At 31.6% G+C, this 14,383-nt stretch carries 14 protein-coding genes; 12 read left to right on the top strand and 2 right to left on the bottom strand.

Annotated elements, in window-relative coordinates:
* The first annotated feature begins 10 nt into the window (after positions 1-10).
* The 3 genes from MOV50_RS07290 to MOV50_RS07280 are packed head-to-tail and all read left to right on the top strand — an operon-like array spanning position 11 to position 1,933.
* The gene (locus MOV50_RS07290; protein WP_321777253.1) at positions 11-1,168 is read left to right on the top strand and encodes a cation:proton antiporter; all 1,158 of its coding nucleotides are present in this window, start codon (positions 11-13) and stop codon (positions 1,166-1,168) included.
* Complete coding sequence (locus tag MOV50_RS07285; RefSeq protein ID WP_321777252.1) at positions 1,165-1,536, top strand: AMMECR1 domain-containing protein; 372 nt, start codon at positions 1,165-1,167, stop codon at positions 1,534-1,536. Before MOV50_RS07290 ends, MOV50_RS07285 begins: the two co-directional genes overlap by 4 nt.
* A gap of 28 nt (positions 1,537-1,564) precedes the next feature.
* Positions 1,565-1,933 (top strand): hypothetical protein, encoded by a 369-nt coding sequence (locus tag MOV50_RS07280; protein WP_321777251.1) that lies wholly within the window; start codon positions 1,565-1,567, stop codon positions 1,931-1,933.
* Here the strand turns inward: MOV50_RS07280 and MOV50_RS07275 are convergent.
* Complete coding sequence (locus MOV50_RS07275; protein ID WP_321777250.1) at positions 1,928-2,809, bottom strand: 2-dehydropantoate 2-reductase; 882 nt, start codon at positions 2,807-2,809, stop codon at positions 1,928-1,930. The genes MOV50_RS07280 and MOV50_RS07275 overlap by 6 nt on opposite strands.
* 60 nt (positions 2,810-2,869) lie before the next feature.
* Here MOV50_RS07275 and MOV50_RS07270 point away from each other — a divergent pair, with 60 nt between their 5' ends.
* Together MOV50_RS07270 and MOV50_RS07265 are read left to right on the top strand one after the other, a co-directional pair.
* A complete protein-coding gene (locus MOV50_RS07270) occupies positions 2,870-3,448 on the top strand; it encodes a class I SAM-dependent methyltransferase (protein ID WP_321777249.1) in 579 nt (192 codons plus the stop codon).
* Positions 3,449-3,481: 33 nt separating this feature from the next.
* Entirely contained in the window at positions 3,482-3,850 is a 369-nt protein-coding gene (locus tag MOV50_RS07265) for a hypothetical protein (protein WP_321777248.1), read from the top strand.
* On the opposite strand, the gene MOV50_RS07260 is transcribed toward MOV50_RS07265, so the two are convergent.
* The gene (locus MOV50_RS07260; protein ID WP_321777247.1) at positions 3,802-5,394 is read right to left on the bottom strand and encodes an IS1182 family transposase; all 1,593 of its coding nucleotides are present in this window, start codon (positions 5,392-5,394) and stop codon (positions 3,802-3,804) included. The two genes, MOV50_RS07265 and MOV50_RS07260, sit on opposite strands and share 49 nt — an antisense overlap.
* Positions 5,395-5,487: 93 nt before the next feature.
* On the opposite strand from MOV50_RS07260, the gene asnB reads away from it, so the two are divergent.
* The 7 genes from asnB (at position 5,488) to MOV50_RS07225 (ending at position 14,382) form a co-directional block, all read left to right on the top strand.
* Positions 5,488-7,023, top strand: coding sequence for an asparagine synthase (glutamine-hydrolyzing) (asnB, locus tag MOV50_RS07255; protein ID WP_321777246.1), 1,536 nt, complete (start codon positions 5,488-5,490; stop codon positions 7,021-7,023).
* 75 nt (positions 7,024-7,098) lie between these two features.
* A complete protein-coding gene (locus MOV50_RS07250) occupies positions 7,099-7,479 on the top strand; it encodes a FixH family protein (RefSeq protein ID WP_321777245.1) in 381 nt (126 codons plus the stop codon).
* Between the two features lie 10 nt (positions 7,480-7,489).
* Entirely contained in the window at positions 7,490-8,683 is a 1,194-nt protein-coding gene (locus tag MOV50_RS07245; RefSeq protein WP_321777244.1) for a TolC family protein, read from the top strand.
* Complete coding sequence (locus MOV50_RS07240) at positions 8,680-9,675, top strand: efflux RND transporter periplasmic adaptor subunit (RefSeq protein ID WP_321777243.1); 996 nt, start codon at positions 8,680-8,682, stop codon at positions 9,673-9,675. Before MOV50_RS07245 ends, MOV50_RS07240 begins: the two co-directional genes overlap by 4 nt.
* A gap of 306 nt (positions 9,676-9,981) precedes the next feature.
* On the top strand, positions 9,982-10,602 hold the full coding sequence (locus tag MOV50_RS07235) for a hypothetical protein (RefSeq protein ID WP_321777242.1): 621 nt from the start codon (positions 9,982-9,984) through the stop codon (positions 10,600-10,602).
* A gap of 147 nt (positions 10,603-10,749) precedes the next feature.
* Positions 10,750-11,181: a GNAT family N-acetyltransferase gene (locus MOV50_RS07230; protein ID WP_321777241.1), complete on the top strand. Its 432-nt coding sequence runs from the start codon at positions 10,750-10,752 to the stop codon at positions 11,179-11,181.
* Between the two features lie 90 nt (positions 11,182-11,271).
* Positions 11,272-14,382: a CusA/CzcA family heavy metal efflux RND transporter gene (locus MOV50_RS07225; RefSeq protein WP_321777240.1), complete on the top strand. Its 3,111-nt coding sequence runs from the start codon at positions 11,272-11,274 to the stop codon at positions 14,380-14,382.
* Position 14,383: the final 1 nt, after the last annotated feature.

Raw genomic sequence — 14,383 nt, 5'->3', positions numbered from 1 at the left:
AGTTCTTATTATGAGTGATAATGTTATTTTAATCATTACAATCTCACTCATTATAATCTTCTCTCCATTTTTTGCAAAACTTTTAAAACTTCCAACTACTCCCATTGAAATCATTCTAGGTTCACTGCTTGGCTATTTTGGTTTCATACACGACCAAGAACTTTTTGTCATAGTTGCAGAGTTAGGTTTTTTATATTTGATGTTTATTGCAGGTACTGAGATCAACTTAAAAAAAGTTCTAAAAACACCAAAAATAGTGATGCGAAATGTCATTTTTTACCTAATCATACTTTACTCGTTTTCCGTAACTATCTCTATTTATTTAGACCTTGGCAAAATCTTTATGGTTCTTCTTCCTCTTATTTCTGTTGGACTTGTAGCAACTCTCTCAAAAGAGTATGGGAAAACTCCTTGGCTAAACCTATCTATGACAGCAGGAGGGATAGGAGAAGTTGTTAGCATTGGTCTATTAACTCTAACTTCCTCTGCTCTTGATTCTGGTTTTGGTACAAGTTTAACTCATACAATCTTAGCTCTTGTTCTATTTTTATTATTTATGTTTGTACTATTTCGTGCTGTTGAATTACTTTTTTGGTGGTTCCCATGGGTTTCAACAGCCTTAATGCCTCACGAAGACAACAAAGAACAAGACATTCGTTTATCTATGGGTATATTTTTTCTTCTTGTAGGAGCGATGCTTTATCTTGATTTAGAACTTGCTTTTGGAGCTTTTTTAGCTGGTATCTTTATCCCAACATTTTTTGAACATAAACATGAACTTCCTGAAAAACTTGCCTCTTATGGTTTTGGTTTTTTAATCCCTATCTTTTTTATCCATATTGGTAGTACTTTTCATCTAGATGCTCTAATGATGGATGGTTTAATCTCTAAAGCTTTTATCATCGCTTTAGCTATGATTTGTATGAGAGTCATAGCATCTTTGGTTTTTATAAAAGACATAGGATTAAGGGATTCTGTACTTATGGGCTTATCTCACTCTATGCCGCTAACCCTTCTTATCGCTATGGCAACACTTGCTTATCATGCATCTAGCATCGATACACTTCATTACTATGCCTTTATCTTAGCGGCTTTATTTCAGGTTATAAGTGTTATGATTGTTATCAAACTTATCAACAACTATAAACTAAAAAAGGAAGAGGCATGAGTCGTTCAGTATTACTTCAACTCGCTCGTGATTCTATACAAGAAGTTTTACAAGCCCAGAGAAGTATTGATAAAAATGAACTTCTAACCTCGCATCCTCTTTTAAAAGAAAAAATCGCAACTACGGTAAACTTATATATAAATCAAAAGTTAAGAGGCTCTTTTTGTTCGCAAAATGCCACAAAAACTCTACTTGAAGATATAGTTCATAACGCAAAAATGTCAGCTTTTCAAGACAAAAACTTTTCTCCTCTTACAACAAGTGAATATTTAGACTGTGAAATAGAACTACTTTTAAACACACCAGACGGAGTTTTAAGCGAAAAAGACACCTCCATTTTGAATACCAAAACTCATAAAACTATGTAATTACTATATATTGTTATATAATTTCAGTATGTACTATGTAATAAAAAAACAGCATGCAACACCATTATCAACTTTTATATACTTTCCTGTTCCAAAATATATTGCATCTAAAAACAATGCAAATGTAATTTTTGAATTTATGAAAAATGGAAAACCAGAAAGAAAATGGGTTAAAAAAGAAGATATTGTCTTACTTACAGAAGATAAAGAATTTTTCCTAAAAACGGTTAAAAATTTTAAAAGTGTCGAGAAAATTCAACAAAAACTCATAGATGCTGCACAAGAACAGTTAAATCAATCTGTCGTTAATTTTACTAAAACTATGAAAGCAGAAATAGATAAGTTTAGTGAAATACGAGATACTTCAGATATTCCTTGTATGCTAAAAAACTTATAACCTAGAGTTTAACTCTTTATACATTTTTTCCATTAACGGTATCTTAATTTCAAAAGCTCTTGCTTCATCCACAACGAACTTACTCAAAGTTTTTAACTCAACTTTTTTTTTATTTGTAAAGTCTAGATGCATAGAAGTAGATGAGTCCGTAGGAAGTTTACTTGCAATATTTAAAGCTTTTTGCACCTCATTTTTTATATCTATACCTTTTGCAAAAGCAACATCAGCTATCTCTACTAAAAGTGCCTTTGCCTCATCAAAATGATTTTCATAAATATAAAACATACTCTTATCATAGTAACTAGTTAATGTTGCAAAAGCAGAGATAAAAATATACTTTTTCCAAATAGCTTCTCTAATATCCTCAGCTATTTTGGCTCTTAAATTTGCTTCATCAAAAATAGACTTTATAATTTCACTACTTTTATCATCTCCACCACAAACAAGTGCAAAAATATCACCTTTTTTTCTGATAACCCCCGCTTTTTCTAAATGAGAGATGATATAAACACAAGAGTCTAAAACAACAGACTCACTCCATTTTTTTAAATCATCTCCATGTTCAACACCATTTGATAAACTCAAAACTATGCTCTTAGCATCAAGACTGCTTTTCATAGCCTCGTAAGAATTTTTTAAATCATAACTCTTTACACAAAAAATAGACACATCAAAGTAACCATGAGCATCTTTTAACTCTTTAGCATCTATAGATGCAACCCAGCTTTTTTCATCTTCTACAATCTTTATGCCATCTTTTTTTATTTTTTGCAGATGCTCACCTCTTGCAAAACCAACTACATCAAAAGAAGTCTTAGACAACATCGCACAAATATAACCGCCAACACCACCTAACCCAATTACTGCTATTCTCATTTCTAACCTTATCAAAAAATTATCTTTAAAATTATATAATGTCTTACTTAAGGAGTATAGATGCCACGCGTTGATAATAAAAAGTTTTACACTTCAGCTATCGATATTCATGGCATAACTCCAAAGGGCGTAAACTGGAACTCTAAAGACTCTCAAAACATCAGATTTAAGATGATACTGCAGATGCTTCCTCAAAACCTAGAAAACTTAAGCATAGCAGATGCTGGTTGTGGTTTTGGAGATTTTTACACCTACGCACTTAAAAAGAAAAGAGAGTTCACATATATAGGCATCGACTCTCTTGTAGATATGTACTCCATTGCAAGTGAAAATACAGGTTGTGAAATTTTAATAGCTGACATCTGCACAGATGAGATTCCACAAGCAACTTATTATATTTGTAGTGGTGCTATGAACACCTTACAAAGATTTGAAACACATCTTTTTATACGAAAATGTTTCGAGGCATCCCAGAAGGGCTTTGTTTTTAATATCTTACACGGAACTAAAAAGAGCCCAACTTATAACTACTTCACAACAAAAGATATACAAGAGATAGCCGAAGATTTAGGAGTTAAAAAAGTTGTTTTAAAAGATGACTACCTAGATGCAGATATAACAGTAGGTTTTTTTAAATAATGTGTGCAATTTTTGGAATTATTGGAGAGTATGATGAAAAAAAGGCAAAAAAAAGCGCTTCAACTTCTAGCACATCGAGGACCTGATGAGAGTAGCATCACACAAGAAAATAACCTTTTCTTTTCGCACCTAAAACTTGCCATTACAAACACTCACTCACTCAAAACTATAAAATACAAAAATATTTTACTTTCATTTAACGGAGAAATATATAACTACAAAGAATTAAGAGTCCAACTTTCACAAGATTTTGAGTTTAAAACACAAAGCGAAAGTGAAGTAATAATCGCTTCATATCTTAGAGACTGTGAAATAACAACAGTTTATTTTACGGTCTCCAATGGGATGATTTTTTATCTTAAAATTATAGCTTTTCTACTTTTAAATTTAAGCATAAAGTAAATTCTAAAAAAACAAACTACATATAATAAAGAGTTAGCTATATATTGAGCTATTTCTTCTTTTATGGAACTTATATCTCTATCTTTTAAAGCTATCATCAGTTTTTGAAATAGATTTATACCTATCAAATTTAAAAGTCTTTTAAAGTTATAGCTAAACATGATAAGTGCATTTTCACCTGATACTTTTTCTTTGCCACGAACAAGATAATGATCCCAACCTAAAGTTCTTTTAATTGTTCCAAATGGATGTTCAACTATTGAACCTCTTTTTTTGACTATTACTTTAGATTCTTCAGTTTGCATCTTTTTATTATGTGCTTCTGTTATATACTCATGTTCCCATCTATATATTTGTTTATATGGTGCTTTTGTAGGTATACATTTATCTTTGAGAGGACAAGCTTTACATATTGCACTTGTACCTGTATAAATGAAATTAACTTTATCATTCTTTATTTGTGGTGCAATTCTTTTTTTTAGTTGATAATTATTAGGACATATATAGCAATCATTGTTATCATTGTAAATAAATTCATCTCTTGTAAATTTACCTTTGTCTTTTTGAACTTGTCTCATATTTGCTAAAGGAACAATAGCATTAATATTATCTTCACTACATTTTTTAAATTCTTTAGCACTATAATATCCTGTATCAGCTACTATCTTTAGTTTATCTACTCCTAAATTTTCTTTAGTCTCTTTTGCCATCTTATGCAGTTGTGCTCTATCGCTACCTACTGTTGAAATATCAGTAGCTACTATGAATTTAAATGAATCATCTACAACTATCTGTGAATTATATGCCATAAGGTTATGTGCAGGTTTTTTCATAAGAGAAGCATCTGAATCTGTTTTATTATATTGAGTTTTACCCATCTCTTCTAAAAGTTTTAAGTTTTTAGATAACTCTTCTTGTTGATATTTTAGTTTTCTTAAATCTTTTGGTAGTTTATTAATGATACTTGATGGTTGTTTCTCTTTATCTGCATACTCTAGTGATTTGAGATACTCTTCTATTTCAGTTTCAATTTTAGTTAAATCTTTATCCAGTGTCTTTTTCAATATTAGTTGATTTTTAGAGGCATTCGCTCTTAAAAATGCTCCATCAACAGCTTTTAATCCATCCCCTATTAAATCTATATTTTTACATAAAACTACAAACTCTTTAAATACTTGTTTTAGTGCTTTTGGATTCCTTGCTCTAAACTCTGATATAGTTCTATATGTTGGTTTTAAGTCTTGTGCTAGCCATATTAGTTCTAGGTTTCTTTTACACTCTTTTTCTAATGCTCTTGAACTTCTTATCTTATTTAGATAACCATAAATATATATTTTTAACAGTAGTTTAGGACTATAAGCTTTTTGTCCATCTGCTCTATCACTTTTTCTTGTATTTGAAAACTGCAGTTTAGTTAAGTCTAATAATTCTACATAAGAATCTATTGCTCTTACATTGTTATCTTCATCTACATAATCATCAATACTTGGTGGAAATAATAATTGCTGATTTCTATTTAAACCTTGTTTATATAGTTCACTCATTAGTTGCCTTAAAAGCCTAAATACAGGGCTTTGTTTGGTGTTATTATACTGAAAAATTGATTTTAAATTGCTTGATTGGATGTGTTTATATGAATGAGACTGGAAATAGTAGTTATTTCACAGTCTCTTAAATGGGGAACTAGCTTTGTTGAGCATCTACGCGGTATGTTTGCTATCGCTTTAAAGGATAAAGACACTTTATATCTCTTTCGCGATAGACTTGGTAAAAAACCTCTCTTTTACCTAGATGCTAAAAGTTTTATATTTGCATCTGAGATAAAAGCACTTAAACCTTTTTTACAAAAAACTCAAATGAATGAAGACGCACTTTTAAGTTACCTCTCTTTTTTATCTCCCTCGCCTCCTCATACATTTTTTCAAGGCATAAAGAAATTAGCTACTGGAGAATATTTAACTTACAAAAATGGAACTTCTAAAGTACAGAGATATTTTGACCTCCTAGATGCTAAACCAAATATCATAACAGACAAAGATGAAGCAGTTCATACTTTAGAAAAAGTTTTAAAAGAATCTATCTCTATGCGACTAAGAACAAAAGAGCCGATTGCCTCTCTACTCTCAGGAGGCATCGATAGTGCAACTATAAACTACTACGCTTTACAAGAAGGCTTAAACCTTCAAACATATACCATAGGATACAAAGATTTTTCAAAATATGATGAGAGAGAAAATGCAAAAAGAAGTGCTGACTTTTTAGGTTTAAAAAACAAAGCTATTGAGATATCTGGGGAGGATTTTATAGATGCAAGTGAACTTGTTTTAGACACTTTAGATGAGCCACTAAACGACCCAGCATCTATACCTTTATATCTACTTTTTAAAGAAATAAAAAAGGATGGTTACAAAGTAGTTTTAAGTGGAGAAGGGAGTGATGAGCTTTTTTTAGGATATCGACAATACTTTGAATACTTAGATATTCAAAGTGCTTCTACGCTCAAAAATAAAAACTGGTTAAAGAAATATTTTCGTTCAAACTTCTCTGAAAATAGAGAGTGGGAACACTACAAAAGAATCTTTGATAACACTCTTTTGTTTCGTACTTCAGGAGAAAGCTTTACAGACCTTCAAAAAAATTCTCTAATGAAACAAAATATAAAAGATAACCATGCACTAAAATATCTAAAGAGTTATAGAGATAGGTTTGAGGCATCTAAACATTTTGATGAAAGCATCTGGTACAGTTACATCGACCTAAACCTTTTTCAAGCAGAGCATTTTTTAACAAAACTTGACCGAGTTAGTATGGCTCACTCCATTGAATCACGAACACCTTTTTTAGACCATTTACTAGCATCTACTATCTTTAGTATAGACCCTAAACTTCGTTATGAAGATGGCGTTACAAAATCACTTCTAAAACAAATAATGAAACCTCACCTTAACAATGAGATACTACAAAGAAAGAAAAAGGGCTTCTCAAATCCGTATATGGAGTACCTAATAAACTCAAAAAAAATCTCCCTTATAAAAGAAGTCAATCAACAAACAGGACTTTTTAAAACAAAAGAGTTAGATGAGTATATAAATAGTACATCAAATGGAGGCTTCAAACAACATGTCTGGGGGCTTTATGTTTTAAGTGTTTGGATAAAAAAGAATTTACTTTAGTATAAGAATACAAACCCCTCACAAACCCCTCACAAACAATCAATATAATTCTTTAATCAAACAAAGGATTTAAAAATGAAAACAATAGCAAAAATATTTATCATTGCGATTTTAGGAGTTTCTCTTCTTCAAGCTGCGGCATTTGAGAAACAGGCAAAAACAAGAGCAACAAAAGTTGTAATAAGTTCACAGAAACCTTTAACTACTGGGAACAATACTATAAACATTAGTGTTGCAGGAGAAAAATTTGCGGGTTCAAGTGTTAGTATTAAAGTCTTTATGCCAGCGATGCCAGGTATGCCATATATGGAAAGTGTAGCAGACGCTAAAAATATGGGTAATGGCAAATATACAGCAGATGTAAACCTTGCTATGAGTGGAACTTGGCAAGTACATATTTTTATTACTCCAAAAACTGGCAAAAAAATCAGAGCAAAAACTTCTATAAACATCTAAGGATTTAACCATGAGAGCCTATATCTTACTACTATTTCCTTTTTTTTTAAGTGCGGCTTCTCTATCTTCACTTATACACAATGCTACTAACACTCATACTTCTTTAGAAGCCATTGAAAAAAGACTAAGTGCAATTGATAATGAGATACAAATAACAAGAAATTTCGCAGACCCTGAACTCTCTCTTAGTATAAGCGATATTCAGTTTAATGACCCAACAAATCGCTCACTAGAGCGAATGCAATACTCTGCAATAAACTTTAAACAAAAGATTCCATATTTTGGTAAAAGAGATGCATCTTCAAAAAAAGCACAAGCTAAAAAAGAGAGATTAACCTTTAGCTTAGAAGAGGCAAAAGTCACTCTTGTAAAATCTATAAAACTTACAGCATATAATATTTGGCAAGTCCAAGAGCAACTAAAAATCACAGACGATTATATAAAACTCACAAATCAAAACATTGAGTTATATACCTCTTATAGCACAAGTGATACAAAAGCTCATATGGGAATAATGTCAGCTGAACTTTCACTTTCTCAACTTAAAATAAAAAAAAGTAAACTTCAAAGTTTAGAAGTTGGTTTGTATAAAAATATCAGTTATCTAAGTGCTATGAATGTACAAAGCATAGAGATGCCAATGAAAGTAAACACTCCAAAAAAATTAACTCACTATTTAGATGCGAGTAAACAAAGTAGTGCTTACAAGGTTAAAGAAGCAAAGGTTAAAGAGGCAGATGCTGATGTAAAAATCAAAGAGTTAGCTGGTAATGTTGACCCCTTTGTTCAAGTGGGATACTATCATCGTGAAGCATATGAAGACTATATGAATATCAATGTTGGCTTTTCTTTGCCAATCTATGGAACTCAGAACTCAAAAGAAGAATTATCAAGAAAAATATCTCTTGCTTCAAAGAGTGAAGCAATGGACTTTAAAAACTCACTTCATTCACAAATAGGTAAATATTATGCCGAACTTCAAGACTCATTTAGAGTTTATAACATCATAGAAAAAGAGAGTTTACCTCAGATAAAACATATGTTTGATTTAACAAATACTGCTATAAAAAGTGGTTCGGAACTTTTTATATATATAGACCTTTTAGCAAAAAAATTACAACTAGATGAACAAAGCATCCAAGCCGTTGCAGCTTTTCATAAAGCAACTGCATCCCTAGATGCTCTTGTGGGAGAAATGAAATGAAATACTTACTAATTATCTGCATGTTTTTAATACAAGCAAATGCAAAAGAAAAAACAGTAGAACAACTTTTTAATGTTCAAACAACAAAGGTGAAACTAATCTCAGATGCTAAAAGCATAAAAAGTTTTGGTTTTGTAAAAGTTGATGAAGCTAGAGTTTACAATGTCACTCCTAGATTTGGTGGTTTCGTGGAAAAATTATACGCAAACACTACATATAAAAAAGTGGAAAAAGGTGAAAAACTAGCACTTGTTTACTCACCTGAAGTTCTAAAAGCTAAAGATGATTACTTAAATACTATAAACTACACAAAGTCTAGACCAAATAAAACTATGCTTAAAAGTGCAGTTGTAAAACTTTCACTTTTAAATGTATCTAAAAATGAGATAAATCAAATTACAAATAATAAAAAAACTTCTTCTTTTACAACTATAATATCTCCTGCAAATGGTTATATATTTAAAAAATCTATAAACAATAATTCTGCTTTTAATGCTAAAGAAGTTCTCTTTAAAATTGTAAATCTAGATAAAATTTGGGTTGAATTAAAAATACATCAAAACCAACTCTCATTAGTTAAAAATATAGATGATTTCACCTTATCAACTCCTGCTCTAAAACAAACATTTAAAGCGACAAAAGCAGGTGTTTATCCTGAACTTGACCCAAAAGAAGAAAGTTTCACTCTCAGACTTTTACTCGATAATAAACAAAACCTACTAAAACCAGGTATGTACATAACAGCGATTATGAGAGAAAGTTCAAAGAACTACTTAACCCTTCCATCAACTGCCGTTATAAGAAAAAATGGCAAGTTTTATGTCTTTATAGTTGGTGAATATGAAGGAGAGTACGAACCTTTAGAGATACAGGTAGAAGTCTTAAATCCAAATACTTACATAGTTAAAAGTGAGTTAAATGCAGGTGATGAAGTTGTAAACAACGCTCTGTTTATGATGGATAGTGATGCTCAAGTAAATGGATTATATTAAGTGATGTGTCTAGTAATTCGTTAGAAAAAAACATTATATTTTTGTACTCAACCGTTATATAGTACTTAGAGCATGGAATAAATTGAAAATATCATTCAATTTATATTATTTTAATAAAAAATAAAATACAATGCTAAAAAATGAAAAGGTGTTTAAGTAGTCTCTCCACCAACAGCAAACCTGAATGTTGATAAAGCTTTAATTACAGCATTGAAACGATGTATTACTTCCAGTATAGGTAATCACATATTAGAATCAATTTATATTTCATCGGCACATGATTCTCATAAATATCCAAGTAGACATATGCAAGGAAAAGGTAAAGCCGTAGATATTTCAAGAATAAATGGCTTGAGAATGTCAGTTCATTACAAACAAGATTCTAAAGTAACTGTAATCACTAATGCTATACAAATAAACTTTGAATCCTACCCAGGAAGAAGGGAAAATATGAAAAATATTTTATTATTACTATTTTTATTTTTAAATATATCATGTGCAAAACAATTAGAAACAAAAAATATCGATATACCTTTTGTTGATATTTTGGCAGTTGGAGACAAACACGACTTAAATACTATCTCAACTAATTTTGAAAAAAACTTATGGATAAAAATTTATTCACTACCCAGCGATAAACAAAACAACTGTTTTCCTGAATCACATGGGGTTTGTCAGCTTAATTACTACATAACGAGTTCACAACTAGATGATAGTCCTCTAAATAAATTATATAAATTAAATTTATTAGGTGAAATAATTGATTATAAATGGGAATATACGGAATTAATCGATACTGTAATTATCATTATTAAAGTCAACAAATATACAAAAGAAGCATTAATCTATAATAAAGCACTTCAAAATGAAATAAAAACTTATAAACTTACAATAAATGCCACAAGCATGAAGTTTCTTAAGCAATAGCAACATAATTACATAACAAGTTAGAGAAGACAAATAAATCACCCATAGGCTTTTAAAGCGCTTTAAGCTATCATTTTAAAAGTTATAAAGAAGTAGTTTTAACAGCCATTAGGATGACCTATTCGAAAATCAAAAGGGAATAAACAATTGAATTTAAAATGGATATATCAAAATGACAATGTCAATTGGAGTGAATTATCAAACTTATATAAGATAGCACCACTTGGAAATAAAAAACCAAATGATTTAAAAATTGCATTTTCAAACAGTATGTTTAAATGTTTTGTTTATGCAGACAAAACTCTTATTGGTGTAGGTAGAGCTTTAGCAGATGGAGTTGATTGTTCATATATTTGTGATGTTTCTATACACCCTGATTATCAAGGCAAAGGTATTGGAAAAGATATTGTTAACAAACTTATTGAATTTTCCAAAGGACATAATAAAATAATCTTATATTCAAATCCAGGGAAAGAAGAATTTTATTCTAAACTAGGATTTGATAGAATGAATACAGCAATGGCTATATTTAAGAATAAAGAACAAGCAATAGCTGGGAAGTTCACAAGAAAAGCATAAGCTTACTCACATAGATCTAAAATACTCAAACCTCACAAACCTCTCACAAACTATTGATACAATCTAACTATTAAACAAATAGGCTAAATAATGATTGAAAATATAATAAGCTTTAGCATAAAAAACAAATTTCTTATTTTAATGGCAGCGCTGTTTATAACTTTTGGCTCTTTTTGGGCTATAAAAAATACACCTCTAGATGCTATTCCTGACCTATCTCCTCCTCAGGTAATAGTTCAGCTAAATTGGGCAGGGCAATCTCCTGAAATTATAGAAGACCAAGGAACATACCCTTTAGTTTCTCAGTTTTTAGCGATAGCAAACATAGAAACGGTAAGAGGTTTTTCAACTTATGAAAATGCTCTTATATACATCATATTTAAAGAAGGGACTGACCTTTACTGGGCAAGAACAAGAGTCCTAGAGCAGTTAGCATCTATACAATCGCAGCTTCCATCTTCTATGGAAGTCAGCTTAGGTCCAGATGCTAGTGGTGTTGGTTGGGTTTATGAGTATGCCCTTGTTTCAAAAACTAAAAATCTAAGTGAACTTAGAACTCTACAAGATTACTACTACAAATACGCTCTACTAGGAGTTGATGGAGTTAGTGAAGTCGCTTCCATCGGTGGTTTTATTCCAACTTACGAAGTTAGTGTTAAAAATGACACCCTTGTAAGATATAACCTAAGCATTAAAGATATAGCAAAAACTCTAAAAGAAAACAACAACGATACAGGTGGGCGAATCGTTATACAAAACGGTTACGAATGGATGGTTCAAGCAAAAGGTTACTTAAAAGACTTAGATGATATTCGTTCTTTAGTTGTAACTACAAAAGCAGGTACTCCTGTAACTATTGGCGATATTGGTAGAGTTGAGTTAGTTCCTGCTCCCCGTCGAGGTATGGCTGATTTAAATGGTCAAGGTGAAGTAGTTGGCGGTATAGTCATGGTTCGTTATGGCGAAGATGTTTACTCAACCATAAAACGCATAGAAAAGAAGATGAAAGAGTTAAAAGTAGATGGAGTTGAAGTTGTTGAGACTTACAACCGTTCTGACTTGATAGAAAAAGCAGTAGATACACTTAAGTTTACTCTTATTGAAGAGAGTGTTATTGTTATCATCATCATTGCTCTATTTTTGATGCATCTACGCTCTTCCATTATAGTTCTTATAGTTTTACCTCTAACAATAGGAACAACTTTTTTACTTATGAAACTATTTGGAATTGACTCAAATATCATGAGTCTTGGGGGAATTGCTATTGCCATTGGTGCGATGGTAGATGCCACTATAGTTATGATAGAAAATGCTCATAAAACCATAGTAAAACTTGAAAAAAAGAAAGGTAGTTCATTAACAAAACAAGAAAGATTTGACGCCATATCAAGTTCATCAAAAGTTGTAGGTCGTCCTATATTTTTTGCTCTTTCTCTTGTTGTAGTTTCATTTTTACCTATCTTTGCACTTTCAGGACAAGAGGGACTTCTCTTTACTCCACTTGCCTTTACAAAAACCTTTGCTATGACAGCTGGAGCAATTTTGTCTATAACCTTAGTTCCTGTTTTAATGCTATTTTTTGTAAAAGGTAAGATTTTAGATGAGAACAAAAACCCATTAAATCGATTTTTTATCTGGCTTTATCACCCTGTTATAGTTTATGGACTGAAACTAAAATATATAGTTATTGTAGCTGTTGTTCTATCCCTTGGTTATATGTATCCACTTTACAAAGGTTTAAAATGGGAGTTTATGCCTCCACTTAATGAGCAAACTGTGATGTATATGCCTGTTACTCCTTATGGGATTAGTGTTGATCAAAGTAAGATACTTACTCAAAAAACGGATGCTATCATAAAATCTTTTCCTGAAGTAGATATCGTTTTTGGTAAAGGCGGTCGAGCAAATTCTGCAACTGACCCTGCTCCACTTGGCATGATTGAAACTATCATTACCTTCAAACCAAAAAGTGAATGGAGAGAGGGTATGACACATGAGAAGCTGATGAATGAACTCGAAGATGCTCTTCAAGTTCCAGGTCTTATAAACTCTTGGACTTATCCGATTCGTGGTCGTATCGATATGCTTTTAAGCGGAATCCGTACACCTCTTGGTATTAAACTTTACGGTCAAGATGCACAAGGCTTACAAAAATATGCTTTAGAGATAGAGAGCAAACTTAGAACTTACGATAAAACTCTTTCAGTATTTGCTGACCAAGCAAGTGCTGGATATTATCTCGATATAAATATCGATGAAAAAGAGTTAGCAAGATACTCTATAACAAAAGATTATCTACTTGATTATGTAGCATCTGGTGTTGGTGGAATGAAAATATCTACTATGTACAAAGGCATCGAGAGATACCCAATCGCGTTGAGATTTGAAGAAGATGAGAGAAGAAGCATAGAGTCTATAAAAGATTTACAGATAAAGACTCCTCTTGGTTTTGTACCACTTGGTAACTTTGCAAAAGTAACTTACAGGGAAAGTGCATCTGTCATAAAAAGCGAGATGGCATCTCCGGTAACCTTTATATATATAACTCCAAATGTTGGTATCAGTGCAACTGAGTATAAAGAAGGTGCAAAAAAGTTACTTGAATCCATAAAACTACCTGCTGGGTACTATATAGACTGGGCAGGACAAAGTGAGTATTTGGACTCAGCGATGCAAAAAATCATCTGGATAGTTCCAACTGTTTTGATAGTAATCTTGATATTAATATATTTTGCACTAAAAGAGTTAGTACCAACTTTTATAGTGTTTTTCACTCTACCATTTGCTCTTTTAGGTGGACTTTTATATATTGATATACTCAATTTTAACATGAGTATCGCAGTGGTAGTAGGTTTTTTAGCCCTTCTTGGAGTTGCAGCGGAGACCGCCATAGTTATGATAGTTTACTTACAAGAAGCGGTGGATGAAGCAAAAGAAAAGTACAAAGAAAAGTTTGGACTTACAGAGTTAAATGCAGCGATATACGAAGGTGCAGTTCAAAGAGTAAGACCAAAACTAATGACAGTATTTGCAATCTTAGCAGGACTACTTCCTATCATGTACACAAACGGAGTAGGAAGTGAAGTGATGCAAAGAATCGCCGCACCGATGTTAGGTGGAGTTGTTAGTTCTGCAGTTTTAAGTTTAGTTATTATTCCTATACTTTTTGAGATTTATGCTAAGTGGGGGATGAAGAGGTAAT

The sequence above is a fragment of the Sulfurimonas sp. genome (assembly GCF_029027585.1).
Classification (GTDB): Bacteria; Campylobacterota; Campylobacteria; order Campylobacterales; family Sulfurimonadaceae; genus Sulfurimonas.
Note: the sequence above shows the minus strand (reverse complement) of the source record. Positions and strands in the feature narration are given on the sequence as shown.

What these genes read in the sequence shown, in the direction of transcription:
- MOV50_RS07290 (WP_321777253.1), top strand. Translation starts at nt 11, where the DNA reads ATGAGTGATAATGTTATTTTAATCATTACAATCTCACTCATTATAATC.
- MOV50_RS07285 (WP_321777252.1), top strand. Translation starts at nt 1,165, where the DNA reads ATGAGTCGTTCAGTATTACTTCAACTCGCTCGTGATTCTATACAAGAA.
- MOV50_RS07280 (WP_321777251.1), top strand. Translation starts at nt 1,565, where the DNA reads ATGTACTATGTAATAAAAAAACAGCATGCAACACCATTATCAACTTTT.
- MOV50_RS07275 (WP_321777250.1), bottom strand. Translation starts at nt 2,809, where the DNA reads ATGAGAATAGCAGTAATTGGGTTAGGTGGTGTTGGCGGTTATATTTGT.
- MOV50_RS07270 (WP_321777249.1), top strand. Translation starts at nt 2,870, where the DNA reads ATGCCACGCGTTGATAATAAAAAGTTTTACACTTCAGCTATCGATATT.
- MOV50_RS07265 (WP_321777248.1), top strand. Translation starts at nt 3,482, where the DNA reads ATGAAAAAAAGGCAAAAAAAAGCGCTTCAACTTCTAGCACATCGAGGA.
- MOV50_RS07260 (WP_321777247.1), bottom strand. Translation starts at nt 5,394, where the DNA reads ATGAGTGAACTATATAAACAAGGTTTAAATAGAAATCAGCAATTATTA.
- asnB (WP_321777246.1), top strand. Translation starts at nt 5,488, where the DNA reads ATGAGACTGGAAATAGTAGTTATTTCACAGTCTCTTAAATGGGGAACT.
- MOV50_RS07250 (WP_321777245.1), top strand. Translation starts at nt 7,099, where the DNA reads ATGAAAACAATAGCAAAAATATTTATCATTGCGATTTTAGGAGTTTCT.
- MOV50_RS07245 (WP_321777244.1), top strand. Translation starts at nt 7,490, where the DNA reads ATGAGAGCCTATATCTTACTACTATTTCCTTTTTTTTTAAGTGCGGCT.
- MOV50_RS07240 (WP_321777243.1), top strand. Translation starts at nt 8,680, where the DNA reads ATGAAATACTTACTAATTATCTGCATGTTTTTAATACAAGCAAATGCA.
- MOV50_RS07235 (WP_321777242.1), top strand. Translation starts at nt 9,982, where the DNA reads ATGCAAGGAAAAGGTAAAGCCGTAGATATTTCAAGAATAAATGGCTTG.
- MOV50_RS07225 (WP_321777240.1), top strand. Translation starts at nt 11,272, where the DNA reads ATGATTGAAAATATAATAAGCTTTAGCATAAAAAACAAATTTCTTATT.